This window comes from Phycisphaerae bacterium, from assembly GCA_012729815.1.
GTDB lineage: Bacteria > Planctomycetota > Phycisphaerae > JAAYCJ01 > JAAYCJ01 > JAAYCJ01.
The window spans coordinates 1-21,422 of the sequence record JAAYCJ010000239.1 but is presented as its reverse complement, the minus strand read 5'-3'; the positions used below and the strand labels follow the sequence as shown (position 1 = coordinate 21,422).

The following is a 21,422-nucleotide window of genomic DNA, read 5'->3' as shown; positions in this document are numbered from 1 at the left end:
GGTGGTCACGCCGTTCAAGAGGGCCTTCTCCTTGTCCGTGACAAACACGAACTTGCTCTGTCTCGCCTCGATCGTATCGTCGATGTCGCGCACGCCCGGCTCACGGGCCATCCTCGCCGCCACCGTCTTCGCCGTCGCCATCAGCTCACCATAGCTGCTGGCCGGCGTTCCCGTCACTTCCGCCACCAACGTCTGGATCACCGGCGGGCCCGGCGGGGTCTCGACAATGCTCAGCGACGCCCCCGTTTCCGCCGCCAACTTCTCCAGTTCCGGCCGCAGCCGCAACGCGAGCGCGTGCGACTTCATTTCCCGCTGCCTCTTGCCCACCAGGTTGATCCGGATGTCCGCCACGTTGGACCCTTGACGCAGGTAGTAGTGCCGCACCATCGCGTTAAAGTCCATCGGACTGGCCGTCCCAACGTATGACTGGAAGTCCGTGACCTCCGGCGCCGTTCGCAGGAATCGCTCGAACTGCCGCACGGCGGCGTCTGTCTGCTCCAGCGTTGTGCCCTCATCGAAATCGAGGACCAGGGCCAGTTCGTTCTTGTTGTCGAACGGCAGCATCTTCAGCGGCACCGCCCGCACCGCGCCCAACCACACCGACAGCAGCATCAGCACCGCCATCGCCCCGAGGAACAGCCACGCGTTGCGCCGCGAACCCAGCAGCGGGGCCATGATCGGCCGGAAAATCCGGTACAGCGCGGTCTCGCGGACCGCCTCAGCCGACTTGACCACCGGGTCCTCAAGCGGCGCCAGGTGCATCGGCGAACCGCTGCTCTCCTCCTGCGGATACGACTTGCGCAGCACCACGTAGGCCAGCCACGGCGTCACCGTGAACGAGACCAGCATCGACATCAGCATGGTGATCGGCACGTTCAACGCCATCGGCCGCATGTACGGGCCCATCATCCCCGTGATGAACATCATCGGCAGAAACGAAATGATCACCGCCAGCGTCGCCGTGATCAGCGGCGGCCGAACCTCGTTGACCGCCTCCAGCACGATCCGACGCGACGAACGCCGCCGAAGCTGGAAATGCCGGTGAATATTCTCCACGTCCACGATCGGGTCGTCCACCAGCAATCCCAGCGACAAAATCAACGCGAACAGCGTCACCCGGTTGATCGTGTACCCGGCCAGATAGTTGATCGCCAGCGTCAGTCCGAAAACGATCGGCACCGCCACCGACACGATCATCGCCTCGCGGAACCCCAACGCGATCGCCAGCAGCACGATCACGATAATCACCGCCACCGCCAGCGCTTCGACCAGCTCGTTGACCTTCTCGTTCGCCGTCTCGCCGAAGTTCCGCGTGACCGCCATTGCCGCGTCGTCAGGCAGGATTTGGGCTGCGAGGGCATGAGCCTCCTCGATCACCGCCTCAGCCACCCACACCGCATTGGTGCCCTTCTTCTTCGAGACCGCCACCGTCACCGCCGGCCTCGGAATGGTCGGATCGACCTGTGCCTCCGTCGCCGGACCCGCGATCAGGGCCTCCGACTTTTCCCACGCCGGACCCCATGCGAACCGCACGTACTGCGAAACTTCCGCCGGCCCGTCCTCCACCGTCGCCACGTCCTTGAGGAACACCGGCCGGCCTGCATGAACGCCCACCACCAGTCCCGGCAACTCCGCCGGGTCCATCAGGGCTCGTCCCGCGTCGACCAGCACGTTCTCGTTCGCCTTGTCGAAATCCCCTGCCCGTACCTCGACGTTCGCCGCCCGCAGTGCCCGCTCGACCGCCAGCGGGTCGACCGAATAGCCCGCCATCCGCTCCGGCTGAAGGTACACGTTCACCTGCCGCGGTCGGCCCCCGATCACCTCAATCCGCGAGATGTCGCGATTCGCCGCCAAACGGCTCGAAAGCTCCTCAGCTACGCGGCGCATCTGGTAATCCGTCTCCGTGGCCGAACTGAGCGTCAGCGTCACGATCGGCACGTCGTCGATCTCAATGGGCTTGACCACCCAGCCCGCAACGCCCGGCGGAATCGCATCCGTGTTCTGCATGACCTTGTTGTACAATTTGACCAGGCTGTCTTCGCGGTCCTGGCCCACGAAGAACCGCACCGTCACCACCGCCATCCCGTGGTGCGACATCGAGTAGACGTGCTCGACCCCGTCAATCTGAAAAAGGAGTTTTTCCAGCGGGACCGCGACCAGGCGCTCGACCTCCTCAGCCGAGTGGCCCGGAAACTGCACGAGCACATCCGCCAGCGGCACCACGATTTGCGGCTCTTCCTCGCGCGGGGTCAACCACAACGCCGCCGCCCCGACCACCAGCGAAACCAGAATCAGGATCAGCGACAGGTTCGACCCGAGAAACTTCTCGACGATCGCCAACGTCACGCCGTGCTGCTTAATCGCCATCAGAGCTTGTCCTGACTTGTCATGCCGCGTCGCCGCGGACCGCCGTAATACGTATTACACCGCCCCAGTCGCCGGCGCGGTCGCCGGCTGAGTCGCGGGAAGGGCGTCTTCCAACGCCTCTTCGATGCCCGGTTGAACGGTTGGAACCCTGTCTTCGGGCACCAGGACGTCCTGGCCCGCCTCCAAGCCGCTGAGGACTTCAACCCACTGGCCGAACGTTCGGCCCAACTGGACGCTTCGCCGCTGGGCCTCGCCGTCGGCCATCACCTCGACCAGGTCGAGCTGTCCGACCTCGATGACCGCCGAAGCCGGGATCAGCAGCACCTCCTCAGACCCCAGCGGGATCAACAGCCGCCCAAACATGCCGCTGTAAATGCCCGGCTGACAAGGGCCTACGAGCTTGACATCGAACGAGCGGCTCTGGACCTGGGCCTGCGGCACGATTTCGGCCACGCGGCCGGTGCACATCCTCTCCAGGGCTGGGATATAGCCCCCAAGCTGATTGCCGACCGCCAGATGCCGGGCCAGCGACTCCCGCACCGTCGCCACCAGTTGCATCCGCGTCGGGTCGTACAGGCGGACCACGAGCTGGCCCGGCCCGACCATGTCGCCGACTTCCACCTGCTTGTCGACCACCACGCCCGCGAACGGGGCCTGGATCGTCGCGTAGCTGAGCAGCGTCTGGGCGTGCTCCAGTGCCTGTCTGGCCCGTTCGAGCCCGGCTTTGGCCGCCCGGAGTTCGTTCTGAACGGTATTGATCTCGTGCTGGGTGGCCACATCCTGCTCGGCCAGCCCCATGATCCGGTCGTAGTCGACCTGGGCCTGGTTCAACCTCGCCTCGGCGGCGTCCACTTCCGCCTGGGCTTGGGCCGCTTGGGCCTGGAGGTCTCGGTCGTCAAGCCGAACCACAACGTCCCCCTCCTCGACCGCCTGGCCCGCCCGGACGTTAACTTCGACCACTTTGGCCAGGATTTTCGACCCCAGGGCCGTTTCATTGACCGACTGAATAGTGCCGACGGCCCACTCATAGCGTGGGATCTGCTGCCGCCGCACCGCCAGCGGGACTTTTCCCTCCACCGCGTGTACCGTCGGGGCGACGCTTCCCGGCTCGATCTTGTCCCGCCACGCCCCAGCCAGATAGGTCAGCACCAGCACCAGACCCAGTGTGGCCGCGGCGATTTCGATCGTCAGCCGCCACCAGCCCTTGCCGTGCCCGTGAGTTTCCCCCTCATCGACCTCGTCGGTCCCCACGACGGCCGCCTTCTCTTGCTCCGTGACACCCTCTTGACGTTTGTCAACCATCGCAAATCCCCTTTAAGCTCATCGGCTTGCGCCTCTATGATATTTCTCAAGGCTCGCGAATTCAACGTCGCTGTGGTACATTGATCGGCATCAGGTGGTTCGCTGAGATAATAAGGGGATCCGATGGACGTTGTCATGCTCTCCCGGCTGCAATTCGCAGCCGCCACCATGTTCCATTTCATCTTCGTGCCCCTTTCGATGGGGCTGGCCGTCCTGATCGCCATCATGGAGACGCGATACGTCCGCACCGGCGACCAGAACCTCAAGCGCCTCATCAAGTTCTGGGGCAAGATCTTTATCGCGACGTTCGTGGTCGGGGTGGTGACCGGGCTGACCCTGGAGTTTCAGTTCGGCACGAACTGGTCGCGTTATTCGGCGTTCGTGGGTGACGTGTTCGGTTCGCTGCTGGCGATTGAGGTCTTGGCGACCTTCTTTCTCGAGTCGACGTTCATCGCGGTGTGGATATTCGGCTGGGACCGCGTTTCGCCGCGGGTGCACCTGGCGGCGATCTGGCTGGTGGCCATCGCCGCGGTCAACTCGGCCTTCTGGATTCTGACCGCCAACGCGTGGATGCAGAACCCGGTCGGCTACGTCATCCGCAACGGACGGGCCGAACTGGTCGATTTCCTTCACGTGATCTTCCAGTGGTTCGCCATTCTCGAGGTCATCCACACGGTGGCCGCTGCGTTCGTGGTGGCGGGGTTCTTCGTCCTGGCGGTCAGCGCCTACCAGATTCTCCGCCGCCACCACGTCGAGCTGTTCACGTACGCCTTCAAGGTCGCCTTGGTCTTTACGTTCATCAACGCCGTGATCGTCGCGGCGGAGGGCGACTTTCACGCCAAGATCGTGGCGGCCAAACAGCCGGCCAAACTCGCAGCGATGGAGGCGCAGTGGGAGACCGAGTCGTGGGCGCCGATGGTGCTGTTCCAGATTCCCGACGTGGAGAACGAACGCAACATCGTCAATCTCGTCCGCATTCCGGGCGCCCTGTCGATCCTCGCCTACTACTATCCCAGCGCGGTGGTCAAAGGGCTCAAGGACTTTCCGCCCGAGGATCGGCCGCCGGTGGCGTTGACGTTCTACTCGTTTCGGCTGATGGTCTTGTTGGGCTTTTACTTTCCTATCCTGACCTTTTTCGGTTTACTCCGCTGGCGGCGGATCGCCGAATCCCGGCGGTACCTGAAGGTTGTGCTCTATTCGCTGCCGTTGCCCTTCATCGCCGTGCAGGTCGGTTGGATCGTCACCGAGGTCGGCCGCCAGCCGTGGATCGTCTACAATCTGGTCCGCACCCGCGACGCCGTTTCGCCCATCGCCGCCTCGCAGGTCGCGGTCTCGCTGGTCGCGTTTGTCCTCGTCTATTCTCTGGCCGGCCTGATCGCGGCGTTCGTGATCACCCGTTTCGTCCGCCGGGGCATTCCTGACCAATCCGAGAGCCATCATTAACGGAGGCCGGTTGTGACGCTGCTCGTCGTCTGGTTCATCATCTGGGGTTTTCTGTGGGCGATGTACTTCATGCTCGACGGCTATGACCTCGGGGCCGCCGCCGTCATGGGCCTGGTCGGCCGGTCCGACCGCCAGCGGGAAATCATCCACCAGTCGATCGGCCCGTTCTGGGACGGCAACGAGGTCTGGCTGATCGCGGTCGGCGGCGTCACGTTCGCCGCCTTTCCCGCCGCCTACGCCGTGATGTTCAGCACCCTCTACGCGCCGCTGCTGATGATCCTCTTTGCCCTGATCTTCCGGGCCCTGGCCTTCGAATTCCGCCCGCAGAGCGACTCGCGGCACTGGCGAGGGCTCTGGGACACTCTCTTTTCCCTCAGCAGTATCGTCGCGGCGTTCCTCTTCGGTGTCGCGTTCGCCAACATTTTCCGCGGCGTTCCTTTCGACGCGGAGGGTCGCATGCAGGCGGGATTACTCGACCTGCTTACGCCGTACGCGCTTCTGGGTGGCGTGCTCTTCTTGCTGATCTTCGCGCTTCACGGTTCGATCTGGATCGCCGCCCGGACCGACGGTCCGCTCCTGAGTCGGGCACGGAAAGCCGCCCTGGCGCTCTGGCCGCTGGTCGTTCTGGGCGTCGTGGCGTTCCTGCTGGCTTCGATCCGAGCGACCCCGCTCTACGGCAACTTCGTCGCCCAGCCGATCCTCTTCGCCATTCCCGCCCTCGCCGTCGTCGCCCTTGTCATGGTCCTGATCTCTGCCCTCAAAGGCCGGTGGTGGCGGGCATGGTTCGCCTCGGCTGGGTTCATCGCCGCGGTCGTCTTCTTCGGCGTGGCCGGACTCTTTCCGAACATCTTCCCTTCCAGCCTGGACCCCGCCTATAATTTAACCATAGAAAATTCAGCATCGAGCCCCTTGACCCTCAAGATCATGCTGGCCGTGACCCTGCTTCTGGTGCCGCTGATCGTCGGTTACCAGATCTGGGTGCATCTTGTATTCAAAGGAAAGCTGACGGAAGAGCCCCTTGAACGCCAGGACGCCTACTAGAGCACATCGCGTTCGCGAGTCCAAGACGAATCATCCCGCTTCCCGCACCTGCCCGCGAATCGACGCCGGACGACCGGCCACGCGGTGCCTTCGCTGCCTGCTGCCCGGCGCCCTGGAGACGTTCTACGGCACCTACAACCACCGCCGTTACGTGCACCCCGATCCGCTCGAGTTCCTCTACGAATACCGCGATCTGTGCGACCGCGAGGTGGTCGGCCTCGTCGCGTCTTCGCTGGCCTTCGGGCGAGTCGCCCAGATCCTGTCCAGCGTGCGGACCGTTCTGGATCGCATGGGCCCTTCGCCGCACGGGTTTCTCGTCGACTCATCGCTTGCCTCGCTGCGGCGGACGTTCGACGGTTTTATTCACCGTTACGTCACCGGCCGGGAACTGGCGCTGACCCTCTACGGCGTGCGGCAGGCGATCCTGCGCTACGGTTCGATCGAAGGTTGCCTGGCGGCGTGCATCGCGGGCGATCTGCCGTGCGTCTCGGGCGTGCTGCACCCGTTCATGCAGGAACTGCTGGTGGATATCGAGGAGGACGGCAAGGTCCTGATTCCCGATCCAGCCGGGCGCAGCGCCTGCAAACGCGTCAATCTCTTTCTCCGCTGGATGATCCGCCGCGACGACGTGGATCCCGGCGGCTGGAAAGCCGTTTCGCCTCGCGCCCTGCTGGTCCCTCTGGACACCCACATGCACCGGATCGGTCTGGCCCTGGGCTTTACCGCCCGCAAGTCGGCCGATCTGCAGACCGCGATCGAGATCACGGATGGCTTTCGGCGAATCCGCCCCGATGACCCGGTCCGCTACGATTTTGCTCTCACCCGCCTGCCCATTCGCGACCGTCTGAGTCTCGCCGATCGGATCGCCCCGACGGCCCCCTGATCCGCCCCCTGTTGTGATTGTGACTTAATATTAGTAATGCATGTCGCGGGCGGCGTTTCAGGTTCTTTCCGCAGCGACATCTTTCCCATTTTGTATTGTATGTTAATTGAGGAGTGCTGCATGGACATGACGGCTGATAGGGGGGTACGGATACAATGATCGGACAACGGAGGCGCCAAGGCGAAGGCTGGTATTCCGGAGGTGTAAAGTGTTGGATATTCTGCATCAGATTTTCAGGTTCGTGACCGAATACTCGCTGATCTTCATGATCATCTTCTTCGGCGTCTGCTGGTGGGCGTACACCAACCAGTCCCAGTCGCACTGACAGGATGCGCGGGCGACCGTAAGGAGCCTCGCCGCGCGGTTTGCGTCGCCGCGATAGTGCCCGCTTTCGAGACTCCTGCCGCACCACTTTGAGCCCCGCCGACCCTTCCCGCACGAGAACCATTTGTAATGCCGCGCCGACCCCTGTAGAATACACTCCATTTTACAAGGGGTGTTGCCGATGACTCAAGACGACGTTGCCGCCGTTGCCGGTTCGTGGGCCAAGACCGCCAACGACGCGCTCCGGGAGTTGGGTGTTTCACGCGAGAAGGGGCTTGACGGCGAGCAGGTCGCCGAGCGTCTCCGGCGCTACGGCCGCAATCGTCTGCGCGAGATGAAGCGCCGGACCGCCTGGCAGATTCTGATCGACCAGTTCAAGAGTCTGGTGGTCGGGCTGCTGGCCGCGGCGGCAATTCTGTCGCTGGTCATGCAGGAGTGGATCGACGCCGCCGCCATCTTTGCCGTGATCGCCATCAACACGGCGATCGGCTTCTTCATGGAGTACAAGGCCGTACGCTCCATGGAGGCCCTGCGGAAGATGGGCGCGGTCACCGCCCGCGTGCGGCGCGGCGGCGAGACGGTCGAGATCCCAGCCGACCAACTCGTTCCGGGCGACATCCTGATCGTCGAAGGGGGCGATATCGTCAGCGCCGATGTTCGCCTGATCGATACGTCCAAGCTGCAAGCCGACGAATCCGCCCTGACCGGCGAGTCCGTACCGGTCAGCAAGGCCGTCGATCCCGTCAAGGAAAAGGCCGAAATCGCCGAGCGCAAGAGCATGCTCTTCAAAGGCACCGCGGTGACCCGCGGATCGGGCGAAGCCGTGGTCGTGGCCACCGGCATGGGGACCGAGTTGGGCCGCATCTCATCGCTGGTCGAGGAGGCCGAGCAGGAGGCCACGCCGCTCGAAAAACGCCTCGACGCCCTGGGCCGCAACCTGCTGTGGGTCACGTTGGGCATCATGGTCATCGTCGCCGTCACCGGCATCGTTCGCGGCAAACCCGTCATTCTGATGATCGAAACCGCGGTTGCCCTCGCCGTCGCCGCGATTCCCGAGGGCCTGCCCATCGTGGCCACGATCGCCCTGGCCCGCGGCATGCTGCGGATGGCCCGGCGCAACGCCCTGGTCAACCGTCTCTCCGCCGTCGAAACCCTGGGCGGAACCAACGTCATCTTCACCGACAAGACCGGCACGCTCACCGAAAACCGCATGACGCTCGACAGGGTGTTCCTATCCACCGGCGAGGTGGCAATCGGCCAGGAGCTGGGAGGCCAGCGGCCTTTTGCCCGAGACGGCCAACCCGTCGACCCGCAGGAAGATCCGATTCTGCGCGAGGCCCTGGAGATCGGCGTGCTGTGCAACAACGCCTCCCTCGGCTCGGGCCGGGACCCGCTGGCCAAGGCGACCGGCGAGCCGATGGAAGTCGCCCTGCTGATCGCCGGCCTCAAAGCCGGCATCCGCCGCGACCAGCTTGTCCGCGACCATCCGGAGCAGCGGGAGGAGGCCTTCGATTCCGATATCAAGATGATGGCCACCTACCACGCCGCCGATGGACAGCATCGCGTCGCGGTCAAGGGCGCGCCGGAAGCCGTTCTGGACTGCTGCGCCCGCATCCGCACCGCCGACGGCGAGCGCGACCTGAGCGACCAGGACCGCGAACACTGGTCGCGGCTTAACGCTCAGATGGCTGGACGGGGACTGCGCATGCTGGCGGTGGCGGCCAAACGGGTGGACTCGCTGGACACCGAGCCGTACCGGAACCTGACGTGGGTGGCTCTTCTGGGGCTTCATGACCCGCCGCGAAGCGGCGTGGCTGAGGCGATCGAAAAGTGCCGCATGGCCGGCATCCGCGTGATCATGGTGACCGGCGATCAACCCGATACCGCCCGCAGCATCGGCCAGGCGGTCGGGCTGATCGAGGATCGCGAGAGCCCCGTCGTCCGCGGCCGCGACATCAAGAGCCCCGATGAACTGACGCGATCGGATCGCCAGGAGCTTCGGGACGTCCGCCTCTTCGCCCGCGTCAGTCCCAAGCAAAAGCTCGACCTGATCGCTCTCCACCAGGAGGCCGGCAGCATCGTGGCCATGACCGGCGACGGGGTCAACGACGCTCCCGCCCTCAAAAAGGCCGAGATCGGCGTGGCCATGGGCCAGCGGGGCACGCAGGTGGCCCGCGAGGCCTCGGACATGGTCCTCAAGGACGATTCGTTCGCCACCATCGTTGCGGCGGTCGAGCAGGGCCGAGTGATCTTCAACAACATCCGCAAGTTCGTGCTCTACCTGCTGTCATGCAACGTCAGCGAGGTGCTGGTGGTTTTCATCGCCTCGATTGTCAACGCGCCGCTGCCGATTTTGCCGCTCCAGATCCTGTTCCTCAATTTGGTGACCGACGTGTTTCCCGCCCTCTCCCTGGGGGTCGGCGAAGGCGATCCGCGGATCATGGACCAGCCGCCGCGCGACCCGAAGGAACCGGTGCTGCGGGCTGCGCACTGGCTGGCCATCGGCCTTTACGGCGGCCTGATCACACTGGGCGTCCTCGGGGCGTTCTGGGTCGCCCTCGACTGGATGGAGCTGGATACGGACGAGGCGATCACGATTTCGTTTTTGACCCTGGCCTTTGCCCAGCTCTGGCACATCTTCAACATGCGCAACCGCGGGACCGGTCTGCTGCGAAATGAGATCACCGCCAATCCTTACGTGTGGGGCGCTCTGGGTCTGTGCGTGGGATTGCTGCTGGCGGTGACGTACGTGCCGCTGCTGGCGGCGGTGCTGCAGTTGACCGCTCCGGGACCAAACGGCTGGGCGGTGGTGCTGATCGCCAGCCTGATTCCGCTGGCGGCGGGACAGGTCGTCACGTCGCTGCTGCCGAAGCGCACGCTTCGCGGCCCGAGAAAAACCTGATCGCCACTTGCAGAGGGGGGAACGCAATGTTTCGCAACGCCACGCAACTCGAAGGCTACACGCTGGAGGCCCAGGACGGCCAGATCGGGTCGGTGAAGGATTTTTACTTCGACGACTCGCGGTGGATCGTGCGCTACCTGGTGGCCGACACCGGACGCTGGCTGCCGGGCAAGCTCGTGCTGATCGCCCCAGCCTCGCTCGGCCGGCCGGGCGACGGCGACCGATTTCCCGTTTCGCTGACCAAACGTCAGGTCGAAGACAGCCCGGACATCGCCGAGGATATGCCGGTCTCGCGACAGCGGGAGTACGAGATGACGCAGTACTACGGCTGGCCGATCTACTGGACCGGCGCGGGGCTGGGCGGGCCCGGCACGGTCGCAGTGGCCCCGCTGATCGTCCCATCCCAGCCTCCAGACCAGGAGCATTCGCTGACCGAGGAGCGCAAGGGCGATCCGCACCTGCGAAGCGTCAACGAGGTCACGGGTTACATCATCCAGGCCCGCGACGACACCGTCGGCCACGTTGAGGATTTCATCCTGGATGACGAGGCGTGGGCTATCCGATATCTGGTCATCGACACCCGCAACTGGTGGCCGGGCAAGCACGTCCTGCTGGCCCCTCAGTGGGTCTCGCTGGTGAGCTGGTCGCTTTCGGCGGTCCAGGTGGAGCTGACGCGAGAGAAGATCAAGAGCGCGCCGCCGTACGATCCGTCAACGCCGATCACACGCGAGTACGAGCAGCGTCTCCACGACCACTACGGCCGCGAGGGCTATTGGACCTGACCTCGGCATGGCCTCGCCGGCTACTGGCTGGCGACCTGGACCTGCTTGAATATCTCCCGGCAGAACGCGGGCAGATCGTCCGGCGACCGGCTCGTGATCAGGTTGTCGTCGACCACGACCTCTTCATCCACGTATTTGGCTCCAGCGGCCTTGATGTCGTCGCGAATGCCCTGCCAGCAGGTGGCCGTCCGGCCCTTGAGCACCTTGGCCGAGATCAGGGTCTGGGCCCCGTGGCAGATTGCCGCCACCACCTTGCCGTTCTGCAGCATCGTCTTGGCCGCTGCGGTCGCGTTTGGATGGTGACGGACGGTTTCGGGCGCCTTGCCGCCGGGCAGGATCAGCAGATCGTAGTCGTCGTGTTTCATCGCCGACATCGAGAGCTTCACATCGAACGTGTAGCCGTGCTTGCCGGTGATCGTGCCGGCTTCCGGCGCCGCCACGTCCACCTCGATGCCTTCCTCCTGCAGGCGATAGTATGGATAGAAGAACTCCAGGTCCTCCACTCCGTCCGCGACCAGAATAAGGGCTTTCATCGGGTTGCTCCTTTCGGACCAAGCCGCGACCGGCGATCGGACCACCGCGTCCGGAGAGCCCGCCGGCGGCTGATGGTTTCGTTTGATCGTATTGCCGGAAGACCCCGCTCGGATGGCCGCGAGCCCCCGGCAAAACGCTGTAGACCCCCCAGTTGCTGATGAATTTTATCGGACCTATTCGATCCGGGCAAGGGCGTTGGTGGGCCGACGGCCCGTGGACCCGCCTCGGGATCACCTTCATTAATCAAATCTTAACTTGATGTTGGCCCCTGGGTGATGAAAGATGATCTGGTCCAGCCGATGCGGCATCGATGTACGCCTTCCCACGGATATAATAGGTGGGGGAATTTTCGACCATGACAAAACCCGTGGACCAACACGTTCGGTTGCTGGCCGCCCGGTACATCGGCAAGCAGGCCAAGGGCCTCTCCATGCGGATGAGCGGGGTTCGTGAGGTGAAGGACCCGGAGTGCGTCCATCAGTCGCGGGTGGCGGCGCGGCGCCTGCGGGCGGGACTCAAGACATTCGGCCGGCACTTTCCGGGCCACGGGGCCGGCAAGTGGGACAAGACGCTTCAGAAGTTCATGCAGGGTCTGGGTCCGGCCCGCGACCTGGATGTTCAGATCGCGTTTGTGCGGGAACGGCTGGACGACTTGCACCAGAAAACCTATCGGCCGGGCGTGCAGCGGTTGCTGCTGCGACTCGATCAGCAGCGCCGGTCGATTCAGCCGGCGGTGATCGAAGCGGTGGATGCGTTGGCGGCCAACGGCTTGGTCGAACGTATGGCGGTTGAGGCCGAAAACGCCTGCTCCAAACTCAGGAAGCGGAAGGCGACGGTGAAAGCGCCAAGCGTTCGGACAGAAGCCAGCCGCCAGATCGCTCGGCGGGTGGGCAAGCTTCTGGCCATCGAAAGCTGCCTCGCCGAGCCGCTGGCCGTCGAGCGGCACCATCAGATGCGGATCGCGGCCAAACGGCTGCGATACACGATGGAAATCTGCAAGCCGGTCTACCACGGCGGCCTCAAGGAGCCGATCCGGACGGTCAAGGAGATCCAGACGCTCCTGGGCGAAGTCCACGATTGCGACGTGTGGATATCGCTGCTCGAGACGTTCCGTGAGGACGAGCAGCGGCGAACGCGGGAGTATTTCGACGATGACAAACCGTTCAACCCGCTGCGGCCGGGGATTGAATATCTGCTCAAGGATCGTCGCCGCAGCCGCCAGCGCCGGTTCGAGGAGTTGCGCCGGCTCTGGGTGCGGCTCAAGGAGGAAGGGTTCTGGCAGAGACTGACCGATGTGCTTGAGTCCCAAAAGGATTCTGCCGTCACGAAGGACAAGAACGCCGATGGCGGCTGAGGGACGTGATAACCTGGCGGCGTGGGACGCTGTGCTCCACCTGGCCCGGCTGTGCGACTACGAGCAGGAGCATACCCACCAGGTCGTGCGTCTGGCCCTGCAGCTCTTCGATGAACTGGTTTCGCTGCATGGTCTGCGCGACCGCGAGCGGTTCTGGCTGCAGTGCGGAGCGTGCCTGCACGATATCGGTTGGCTCGAAGGGCGGAAAGGACATCACAAGACGGCGATGCGGCTGATCCTCGACGCCCGCGGGTTGCCGCTGGCCAGCCGCGATCGGCGGATCGTCGCCCTGATCGCCCGCTACCACCGCAAGGCCGAACCTCGCGAGGATCATCCCGAGTACCGCGACCTCGACGAGCACGATCGGCGGACGGTGAACGTGCTGGCGGGTATCCTTCGCGTGGCCGACGGCTTGGACCGCAGCCACCTGAGCCTGGTTCGCGACCTGACCGGCCGCGTCGAGTCGGATCGGATCGTCATTGACTGCCGCACCGCCGGGCCGGCCGAAGCCGAACTCGCGGCGGCGGCGCAAAAAGCGAATGTGCTTGAAATGGCGCTGGGGCGAAGGCTTATAATCGAGATCGACCGACATGGACCGCAGGCGGCCTAGGATTCCTTGTTGGGGGCCGCAAGTCGCGTAAGTGTTGTTAGGGTAGTCAGTTATGAGTGCAGTGGAGACCGCCCGAGAGAGCGGGTCGGCCAGGACAGTGGCGGCCATCGACATCGGATCCAACTCGATCCGCATGGTGGTGGCCCAGGTGCTGCCCGACGGCAAGCTGGAGATGCTCGAGCAGCTTCGCCAGGCGGCGAGGCTCGGGCAGGACACGTTTCGCCGCGGTCGGCTTGGAGGCCAGACCATGCGGGCGGCGGTGGGAATCCTCCGCGACTACCGCAAGGTGATCGACTTCTATAAGGTCGAGCAGGTGCGGGCGGTGGCGACCAGCGCGGTCCGCGAGGCCAGCAACTCCGACGCCTTCATCGACCGGGTGTTCATGGCCACCGGCTTTGACGTCGAGGTGATCGACACGCCGGAGGAGAGCCGCCTGACCGTCTCAGCCGTGCGGCGCGAGATCGCCGACGCCCTGGGCAAGGAACGGGCCAACGTGTTGATCGTCGACGTGGGCGGCGGCAGCACGCTGCTGACCATCCTGGTTCGCGGCGAGATCGCCACCTCACAGAGCGTACAGCTTGGCTCGATCCGTCTCCAGGAATCGCTGATGACGGCCGACGAACCGCCCGACCGGGCCACCGAAATCCTGCGCCACCAGATTTCCAACGTCATCGCCGCTGTCCAGAGCTCGCTGCCCCTGAACCGCGCGCAGACGTATGTGGCGGTGGGGGGGGATGCGCGGTTCGCCGCCGGCCAGATCGGCCAGCCGACCGCCTCACCGGCCCTCAGCAGCATCGCCCGGAGCAACTTCGACAAGCTGGTCCGCCGCTGCGAAAGCCACACGCCCGAGGAACTGTCGAAGATCTACGGCATGCCCTTCGCCGACGCCGAGACGCTCAAGGCGGCCCTGCTGGTCTACCACGCCTTGTTCCAGGTGACGCGGGCCCGGCAGATGCTCGTCTCGCAGGTGACCATGCGGGACGGCTTGCTTCTGGACCTGGCGCTGACGGTGACCGGGCAGGAGGATGAGTCAATTTCCAAGGGCGTGATCTTCTCGGCCATGGCGGTGGCGGAGAAGTACCGTGTCGACGTCAACCATTCGCGCAACGTCTCGGACCTGGCGGTTCGGCTCTTCGACCAGCTCCAGTCCGAGCACGGCCTGAACCCGCGCCACCGGCTGTTGCTGAGGGTGGCCGGGCTGGTCCACGAGATCGGCGGGTTCGTCAGCAGCCGGGCCCACCACAAGCACAGCTACTACCTGATCGCCAACTCCGAAATCTTCGGCCTGACCCGCGAGGAGGTCAACATCGTGGCCCACGTCGGGCGGTACCATCGGCGAAGCTGTCCCAAGCCCTCGCACGTGGAGTACATGATGCTGCCGCGAGAGAACCGCATGCTGGTCAGCAAGCTCGCCGCGCTGCTTCGCGTGGCCGACGCCCTCGACCACACGCACTCGCAACAGATCCGCGATCTTCGGTGTGAGCGCCGGGGCGACGAGATGGTCATCCTGGTGCCCGCTCCGGCCGACTTGACCATCGAGCGTCGCGAGCTGGCCAACAAGGGCGACCTGTTCGAGGACATCTACGGCTTGAGGGTGCGGGCCGAGGAGTCGTCAACGACGACCTGACACGACCGGCTTGCCCTGCAACCGAATAGAGCGGCCGGAGCGGGAGCGCCGGCTTTTGTTGAGACGCATATGGCCAGGAAAGAACTGCAATCGTCGGAACTGTTCATCAACCGCGAACTGAGCTGGTTGGAGTTCAACCACCGCGTCCTGCAGGAAGGGCTCTGCGAGACGCTTCCGCTGCTCGAACGGCTCAAGTTCCTCTCGATCGTCGGATCAAACCTCGACGAGTTCTTCATGATCCGCGTGGCGGGCCTGATGCAGCAGGTCTCAGCCGCCGTGCGGCGGCGCGGTCCGGCCGGCATGACTCCCTCTCAACAGCTCGAAGAGATCAAGGCCCGAGCGCACCGCATGGTCGCCGAGCAGACCGCGGGCATCCGCGAGGTGTTGGGCAAGCTCGCCGGCCACGGCTTGTACGTCCGCGAGGCCCCCGACTGGTCAGCCGATCAGCGGCGATTCCTGCGGTCCTATTTCTCGTCCGAGATACTGCCCGTGCTCACGCCGCTGGCCATCGAGGAGCTTCAGCCGCCGCCGCTGCTGCCGGGTCTGGCCCTGCACGTGGCGCTGGTGGTGGCCTATGAAAACGTCGAGAGGATCGTGGTGGTGCCGGTGCCGGGCGGGTTTCCGCGTTTCGTCACTCTGCCGGCCGAGGAGGGCGTCCACCTGGCCCGGCTCGAGGACGTGATCGCAGCCAACGCCGCCTCGCTCTTTCCCGGCGCGAAGGTCCACGACCGGGCCGTGCTGCGCATCACCCGCGACGCCGACGTGGCCATTCAGGACGACGAGGCGGGCGACCTGCTCCACGCGGTCGAAGCAGCGGTGCTGGATCGCCGCCGCCGGGCCGCGGTGCGGCTGGAGATTTCCCAGAGTCCCAACCCGCGTCTGCGCGACTGGTTCGTCAACTGGCTCGCCATCGAACCGAGGGACGTCTACGAAATCGACGGGCCGCTGGACACCGCGGCGTTTATGGAGATCGTCAACCGCCAGGGCTTCGAGTCGCTGAAGATCCCTCAGTGGCCGCCTCAGCCGCCGCGCGACCTGGTCGGGGCTGAGGACATCTGGTCGTCAATTCAGGATCACGACGTGCTCCTGTTCCATCCCTACGAGAGCTTCGAACCGGTGGTGCGACTGGTCGAACAGGCCGCCGCCGATCCGGACGTCCTGGCGATCAAACAGACCCTCTACCGCACCAGCGGCGACTCGCCGATCGTCCGTGCTCTGGGCCAGGCCGCCCGCAGCGGCAAGCAGGTCACCGTGCTGGTCGAACTCAAGGCCCGTTTCGACGAGGCCCGCAACGTGGTCTGGGCCCGTCAGCTCGAGGACGCCGGCTGCCACGTCATCTACGGCATCGCCGGCTTCAAGACGCACGCCAAGGCCCTGCTGATCGTCCGCCGCGAAACCGGCCGCATCCGACGCTACGTCCATCTGGCCACCGGCAACTACAACGACAAGACAGCCAAGCTGTATTCCGACATCGGCATGATGACCGCCGACCAGGACATGGCAGCCGACGTGGCCGCGTTCTTCAATCTGCTGACCGGCGTGTCCGAAGCCGTCGGGTGGTCCAAAATCTCCATTGCCCCGACCGTGATGCGCCGCCGATTCCTCGACCTGATCGAACGCGAGGTCCGCGCCTCGACCGCCGACCGGCCGGGCCTCATCATGGCCAAGGTCAACTCGCTCCAGGACGTCGCCATCTGCCAGGCCCTCTGTCGCGCCAGCCAGGCCGGCGTGTCCATCAAGCTCAACGTCCGCGGCATCTGCTGCCTGCGCCCGGGCCTGCCGAACGTCTCCGAAAACATCGAGGTCCGCTCCATCGTCGATCGCTTCCTCGAGCACGCCCGAATCTTCTACTTCCGCAACGGCGGCCACGAGGAGACCTACCTCAGCAGCGCCGACTGGATGGACCGCAACCTCGACCGGCGGCTGGAGATCCTCTTTCCGGTCAAGAACCCCAACCTGCGCCGTCGGCTGATCTACTTCCTCGAAACCTTCTTTGCCGACAACGTCAAAGCCCAGCGGCTGCGCTCCGACGGCACGTACGAAAAAGTCCGCGCCGAAGGCCCGCCCGTCCGTGCCCAGGAAGTCTTCTACCATGACGCGGTCGAAGCCGCCCGCGCCGCCGCCCAGTCCACCGTCCGCTTCCGTCCGCTGACCCGCCCGGAAGAGTAGGGGACTGCTGTGCCGGAGGAGGAACGCTATGAACTTCAGCGAACGTTTCATGGTCAAGCCGGATACGAAGGTCAAGCTGGACCGGCATGACCCGGGCGAGACGCTGGATTATGACAAGAAGAAAGCCAAGGCGAAGCTCAAGAAAAACGTCAAGCGTCTCAAGGAACTTCAGTACCTGCTCTACGCCGAGAACAAGCGGGCGCTGCTGATCGTGCTGCAGGCGCTGGACACCGGCGGCAAGGACGGAACGATCCGCCACGTGCTCGGGCCGGTCAATCCGCAGGGCTGCCGGGTAACTGCGTTCAAGGCGCCGAGCGAGGAGGAACTGGCCCACGACTTCCTCTGGCGAATCCACAAGGCTGTGCCCAGGAAGGGCGAGATCGGGGTGTTCAACCGCTCGCACTACGAGGACGTGCTGGTGGTGCGGGTGCACGACCTGGTCCCCAAATGCGTCTGGTCGGCCCGGTACGATCAGATCAGCGCATTCGAGGCGATGCTCGCCGCTGGGCAGATCCACATCCTCAAGTTCTACCTGCACATCAGCAAGGGCGAGCAGCTCGAACGGCTCAAGGCCCGGCTGGAGGAGCCGGACAAGCACTGGAAGGTCGATCCGAAGGACTTCGAGGAACGCAAGTACTGGGACGACTATACAGCCGCGTATGAGGAGGCAATCTCCCGCTGCAACGCCGGACATGCTCCGTGGTTCATCATCCCAGCCGACCACAAGTGGTTCCGCAACCTGGCGATCTCGGAGATCCTGATCGAGCAGCTCGAGTCCTACGGCATGGAGTTTCCGCAGCCGCGCTACGACATCGCCAGGATCGTCGCCCGTTGACGGATCAGCGGCTTAGCACGTGACGTGGAAAAGGCCGGCTCTGCGCTGCGTGCTGGCGTTGAACTCGCGGGCGGCTTGTGGTGTGGCCGATCGGCGAACCTCGATCGCCCGGCGGCGGAGAAACTCAGCCCCCTCTTCGGTCAGCTCCAATTGCTCGGAATGCCCCGCCCCGACGAACAGCACCTGCGGACCGCCGCGGCAGACCTTCTCCAGTTCCTGCGGACCGAGACGGTGCGAGCTGCCGTATTCCTTCTTGGCCAGCGACTTCTTGCGTTTCTTGACCTTGCCGTTGACGCGGATGTAGACGTCGCCCTCGTACGTCTCCTCGCCCACGCCGATGCGGCCGAAGGCGTCAGCCGTCACTTCGGGATATTCCGGCATCGCACACTCGCCGTCAAAAGGGCTGCGGCCCACCTGCTGTCGCGCCAACGCCACCGCGCCGAGCACCACCGCGTCGTCGCCCAGTCGCGAAAGCTGCACGTGGCCGCCGTCCCGCGCGCCCGGAAGCTGATCGGCGTCCACGATCTTCTGCACGATCGGCAGCATGAACCGGCTGCACGCCTCGATCACGCCGCCGCCGAGCACGATCACCTCCGGGTCCAGCAGGTGGCGAATGTTGATGCACGCGTAACCCAGGATCTCCGAGGCCCGGCGCATCACGTCGGTGACCAGCTTGTCCTTCGACTTGAGGGCCTCACGCAACGCGCTGCTCTTGATGATGGCCAGCTTGCCGTCCAGCAGGTCCGTCAACGCCGTCTTCTTGCCGCGCTTGACCGCGGCGCGAATGTCGCGCTCGATGGCCGAGCGGCTGGCGATCGCCTCGAGGCATCCGCGGCCGCCGCAGCCGCAGACCGGACCGCCGATCTCCATAATCATGTGGCCGATCTCCATCGCCGCCTCGCGAGCCCCTTGCCAGATCTGCCCCTGTCGGGCAAATCCCGCGCCGATCCCCGTGCCGACGAAGATGCCGACCACCGACCCGGCGTCGCGCCCAGCCCCTAGCCAGTGCTCGCCCAGTGTGCCAAGATTGCAGTCGTTGCCCAACGCCACCGGCACAGCGAACTTCTTCTCAAGCTGGGAAACGATCGGCGCCCCGGAAAGCTCCATGTTCGGCGTGACCACCACCCGCCCCGTCTGCGGGTCCACCACGCCGGGAATGGCGATCCCCATCGCCGCCAGCGACCTGGCCTCCCGCTCCTGCTCCGCCAGCACCTGCCCAATCGCCTCTTCGATCGTCTTGACGATGGCCTTGGCCCCGCCTTTGCGCGGGCTGGGGCACTTGTGCCTCGCGATGATCGACCCGCACTCCTCAATCAGCGACGCCTGAATCTTGGTGCCCCCAACGTCCACACCGAGGTAGAGCCTGGTGTCTGTGCCCGACGCCTTTTTGCCCATCGATCCTCCCTTGGCAGCCGCCATCCGCGTTACGCTGCGACTGTAAGCCCTTGTTGAAAATGGACTTAAAGTCGCATTCTCCGGAAGCGGTTCGGAAAGCCAGCGATGGGACTCGAACCCATAACCTGCGGTTTACAAAACCGCTGCTCTGCCAATTGAGCTACGCTGGCAACGGCGTTGTCTGTTTCTGTTTCGGCAGCCGACGAAAGCCGCCTTGAGCCTGCTACGGTATTCTAGTGGCGGCTGAAGATTCTGGCAAGCCTGGCCGTCCGATCAAACCGGCAGAAGTCAATGTCGCGAAGGCGGTCGTGTAAGGCCTTGACAATACAGGTGTTATGGCGGTGCCGGGTTTGCGGGTTTTTTTTGAGGGGGCCTTGACTTTGGGCCTTTGATTGTTATCCTTATAGTGCTTGCCCCGTAAGGGACAGGCCAATACGAGGAGATAAAAAACCTCAAAAAAACTTAAAAAAGTACTTGCCAAGCTCAATGGACCCCGCAATAATGTGGTTCTGCGATAGACAAGTACAACGCAGGCGAAAATGCGACGGGCCAGGAGCAAGCCCGGATGAGTACGGGCAAACGTTCACGAGCCGGTCGCAAAATTTTTCGGCGGACTTCGCCGAAAACGCAATAAGCTCTTTGTCAACTAAACAGTTCGATGCCGTAAGAATGTGAGCCCTGATGGTCGCTTCGGCGATCATTCGGCTACCAGTGTTGAGTTGAATGCCGGACCGAAGCCAGGACCGGCAGTGGTTCTCCGGGAAACCGGAGGGCCTCTTCCCTTCGAAAATGTCCCTCCGGACCGCAAGGTGCGGCGGGATCCAAATTTAACCTGAAGGGTTTGATCCTGGCTCAGAGCGAACGCTGGCGGCGTGGCTAAAGCATGCAAGTCGTGCGGACAGTACATTTGGGTAACCGAGTGTCCTGTTAGCGGCGGACGGGTGAGTAACGCGTGGGTAACGTACCCTGGGCGCGAGGATAGCCAGCCGAAAGGCTGGGTAATACTCGATGACATCACCGGGTCGCATGGCCTGGTGATCAAAGGTGGCCTCTACACGTAAGCTATCAGCCTGGGATCGGCCCGCGTCGTATCAGCTAGTTGGTAGGGTAATGGCCTACCAAGGCGAAGACGCGTAGCTGGTCTGAGAGGACGACCAGTCACATCGGGACTGAGACACTGCCCGGACCTCCACGGAGGGCTGCAGCAACGAATATTCCGCAATGCGCGCAAGCGTGACGGAGCGACGCCGCGTGTAGGACGAAGCCCCTCGGGGTGTAAACTACTGTCAGGAGAAACCAATCAAAGGGGTCAAATAGCCCCCGGCGATGAGGGAATCCAGAGGAAGCCACGGCTAACTCTGTGCCAGCAGCCGCGGTAAGACAGAGGTGGCAAGCGTTGCTCGGAATCACTGGGCTTAAAGGGTGTGTAGGCGGCCTTTCAAGCATTCTGTGAAATCCCCCGGCTCAACCGGGGAATTGCAGGATGTACTGTTGGGCTTGAGGCACGTAAGGGCCAGGGGAACTCTGGGTGGAGCGGTGAAATGCGTAGATATCCAGGGGAATGCCAGTGGCGAAGGCGCCTGGCTGGACGTGTCCTGACGCTGAGGCACGAAAGCGTGGGGAGCGAACGGGATTAGATACCCCGGTAGTCCACGCCCTAAACGATGTGCACTAGCTTCAGGGATCTCTGACGATCTCTGGGGCGAAGGAAAACCGTTAAGTGCACCGCCTGGGGAGTACGGCCGCAAGGCTAAAACTCAAAGGAATTGACGGGGGCTCACACAAGCGGTGGAGCATGTGGCTTAATTCGAAGCAACGCGAAGAACCTTACCTGGGTTTGACATGCACGGATGG

14 protein-coding genes, 1 tRNA gene and 1 rRNA gene are annotated in these 21,422 nt (G+C 64.0%); 11 read left to right on the top strand and 5 right to left on the bottom strand.

All coding sequences use genetic code 11. The features are described 5' to 3' along the window. A partial coding sequence (locus GXY33_15625) for an efflux RND transporter permease subunit (GenBank protein ID NLX06567.1) occupies window positions 1-2,367 on the bottom strand: 2,367 nt, incomplete at its 3' end. Window positions 2,368-2,421: 54 nt separating this feature from the next. Continuing rightward, complete coding sequence (locus GXY33_15620; protein NLX06566.1) at window positions 2,422-3,669, bottom strand: efflux RND transporter periplasmic adaptor subunit; 1,248 nt, start codon at window positions 3,667-3,669, stop codon at window positions 2,422-2,424. A gap of 123 nt (window positions 3,670-3,792) precedes the next feature. Between GXY33_15620 and GXY33_15615 the strand changes: the two genes are divergently transcribed. From GXY33_15615 to GXY33_15595, 5 genes are all read left to right on the top strand, one after another. After that, window positions 3,793-5,112 carry a cytochrome ubiquinol oxidase subunit I gene (locus GXY33_15615; protein ID NLX06565.1) on the top strand — a complete coding sequence of 440 codons (1,320 nt, stop codon included), beginning with the start codon at window positions 3,793-3,795 and terminating at the stop codon, window positions 5,110-5,112. Window positions 5,113-5,124: 12 nt separating this feature from the next. Next, a complete protein-coding gene (gene cydB, locus GXY33_15610) occupies window positions 5,125-6,153 on the top strand; it encodes a cytochrome d ubiquinol oxidase subunit II (protein ID NLX06564.1) in 1,029 nt (342 codons plus the stop codon). Window positions 6,154-6,250: 97 nt separating this feature from the next. After that, entirely contained in the window at window positions 6,251-7,036 is a 786-nt protein-coding gene (locus tag GXY33_15605; protein ID NLX06563.1) for a TIGR02757 family protein, read from the top strand. 505 nt (window positions 7,037-7,541) lie between these two features. Then, window positions 7,542-10,262 carry a cation-transporting P-type ATPase gene (locus GXY33_15600; protein NLX06562.1) on the top strand — a complete coding sequence of 907 codons (2,721 nt, stop codon included), beginning with the start codon at window positions 7,542-7,544 and terminating at the stop codon, window positions 10,260-10,262. Between the two features lie 26 nt (window positions 10,263-10,288). Then, on the top strand, window positions 10,289-11,044 hold the full coding sequence (locus tag GXY33_15595) for a PRC-barrel domain containing protein (protein ID NLX06561.1): 756 nt from the start codon (window positions 10,289-10,291) through the stop codon (window positions 11,042-11,044). 20 nt (window positions 11,045-11,064) lie between these two features. Here GXY33_15595 and GXY33_15590 read toward each other — a convergent pair whose 3' ends face one another. Then, on the bottom strand, window positions 11,065-11,577 hold the full coding sequence (locus GXY33_15590) for a type 1 glutamine amidotransferase (GenBank protein NLX06560.1): 513 nt from the start codon (window positions 11,575-11,577) through the stop codon (window positions 11,065-11,067). 356 nt (window positions 11,578-11,933) lie between these two features. Between GXY33_15590 and GXY33_15585 the strand changes: the two genes are divergently transcribed. The 5 genes from GXY33_15585 to GXY33_15565 all read left to right on the top strand — a co-directional run bounded on the left by GXY33_15585 (window position 11,934) and on the right by GXY33_15565 (window position 18,173). Next, the gene (locus GXY33_15585) at window positions 11,934-12,932 is read left to right on the top strand and encodes a CHAD domain-containing protein (protein ID NLX06559.1); all 999 of its coding nucleotides are present in this window, start codon (window positions 11,934-11,936) and stop codon (window positions 12,930-12,932) included. Further along, window positions 12,922-13,542 carry an HD domain-containing protein gene (locus GXY33_15580; protein NLX06558.1) on the top strand — a complete coding sequence of 207 codons (621 nt, stop codon included), beginning with the start codon at window positions 12,922-12,924 and terminating at the stop codon, window positions 13,540-13,542. The genes GXY33_15585 and GXY33_15580 overlap by 11 nt, the downstream gene beginning before the upstream one ends. A 52-nt stretch (window positions 13,543-13,594) precedes the next feature. Next, window positions 13,595-15,169 (top strand): Ppx/GppA family phosphatase, encoded by a 1,575-nt coding sequence (locus GXY33_15575; protein ID NLX06557.1) that lies wholly within the window; start codon window positions 13,595-13,597, stop codon window positions 15,167-15,169. A gap of 69 nt (window positions 15,170-15,238) precedes the next feature. Then, a complete protein-coding gene (ppk1, locus tag GXY33_15570; GenBank protein NLX06556.1) occupies window positions 15,239-17,338 on the top strand; it encodes a polyphosphate kinase 1 in 2,100 nt (699 codons plus the stop codon). 28 nt (window positions 17,339-17,366) lie between these two features. Further along, a complete protein-coding gene (locus GXY33_15565) occupies window positions 17,367-18,173 on the top strand; it encodes a polyphosphate kinase 2 family protein (GenBank protein NLX06555.1) in 807 nt (268 codons plus the stop codon). Between the two features lie 12 nt (window positions 18,174-18,185). Here the strand turns inward: GXY33_15565 and GXY33_15560 are convergent, their stop codons facing one another. After that, entirely contained in the window at window positions 18,186-19,568 is a 1,383-nt protein-coding gene (locus GXY33_15560; GenBank protein ID NLX06554.1) for an ROK family protein, read from the bottom strand. A 97-nt stretch (window positions 19,569-19,665) separates the two neighbouring features. Next, window positions 19,666-19,738 (bottom strand) — tRNA-Thr (locus GXY33_15555). 659 nt (window positions 19,739-20,397) lie between these two features. On the opposite strand from GXY33_15555, the gene GXY33_15550 reads away from it, so the two are divergent. Further along, a 16S ribosomal RNA gene (locus tag GXY33_15550) occupies window positions 20,398-21,422 on the top strand; the annotation flags it as partial.

Excerpts from the sequence above, each read along its gene's own strand:
- GXY33_15620 (NLX06566.1), bottom strand. The coding sequence starts at position 3,669 with ATGGTTGACAAACGTCAAGAGGGTGTCACGGAGCAAGAGAAGGCGGCC.
- GXY33_15615 (NLX06565.1), top strand. The coding sequence starts at position 3,793 with ATGGACGTTGTCATGCTCTCCCGGCTGCAATTCGCAGCCGCCACCATG.
- GXY33_15600 (NLX06562.1), top strand. The coding sequence starts at position 7,542 with ATGACTCAAGACGACGTTGCCGCCGTTGCCGGTTCGTGGGCCAAGACC.
- GXY33_15595 (NLX06561.1), top strand. The coding sequence starts at position 10,289 with ATGTTTCGCAACGCCACGCAACTCGAAGGCTACACGCTGGAGGCCCAG.
- GXY33_15590 (NLX06560.1), bottom strand. The coding sequence starts at position 11,577 with ATGAAAGCCCTTATTCTGGTCGCGGACGGAGTGGAGGACCTGGAGTTC.
- GXY33_15585 (NLX06559.1), top strand. The coding sequence starts at position 11,934 with ATGACAAAACCCGTGGACCAACACGTTCGGTTGCTGGCCGCCCGGTAC.
- GXY33_15580 (NLX06558.1), top strand. The coding sequence starts at position 12,922 with ATGGCGGCTGAGGGACGTGATAACCTGGCGGCGTGGGACGCTGTGCTC.
- GXY33_15575 (NLX06557.1), top strand. The coding sequence starts at position 13,595 with ATGAGTGCAGTGGAGACCGCCCGAGAGAGCGGGTCGGCCAGGACAGTG.
- ppk1 (NLX06556.1), top strand. The coding sequence starts at position 15,239 with ATGGCCAGGAAAGAACTGCAATCGTCGGAACTGTTCATCAACCGCGAA.
- GXY33_15565 (NLX06555.1), top strand. The coding sequence starts at position 17,367 with ATGAACTTCAGCGAACGTTTCATGGTCAAGCCGGATACGAAGGTCAAG.
- GXY33_15560 (NLX06554.1), bottom strand. The coding sequence starts at position 19,568 with ATGGGCAAAAAGGCGTCGGGCACAGACACCAGGCTCTACCTCGGTGTG.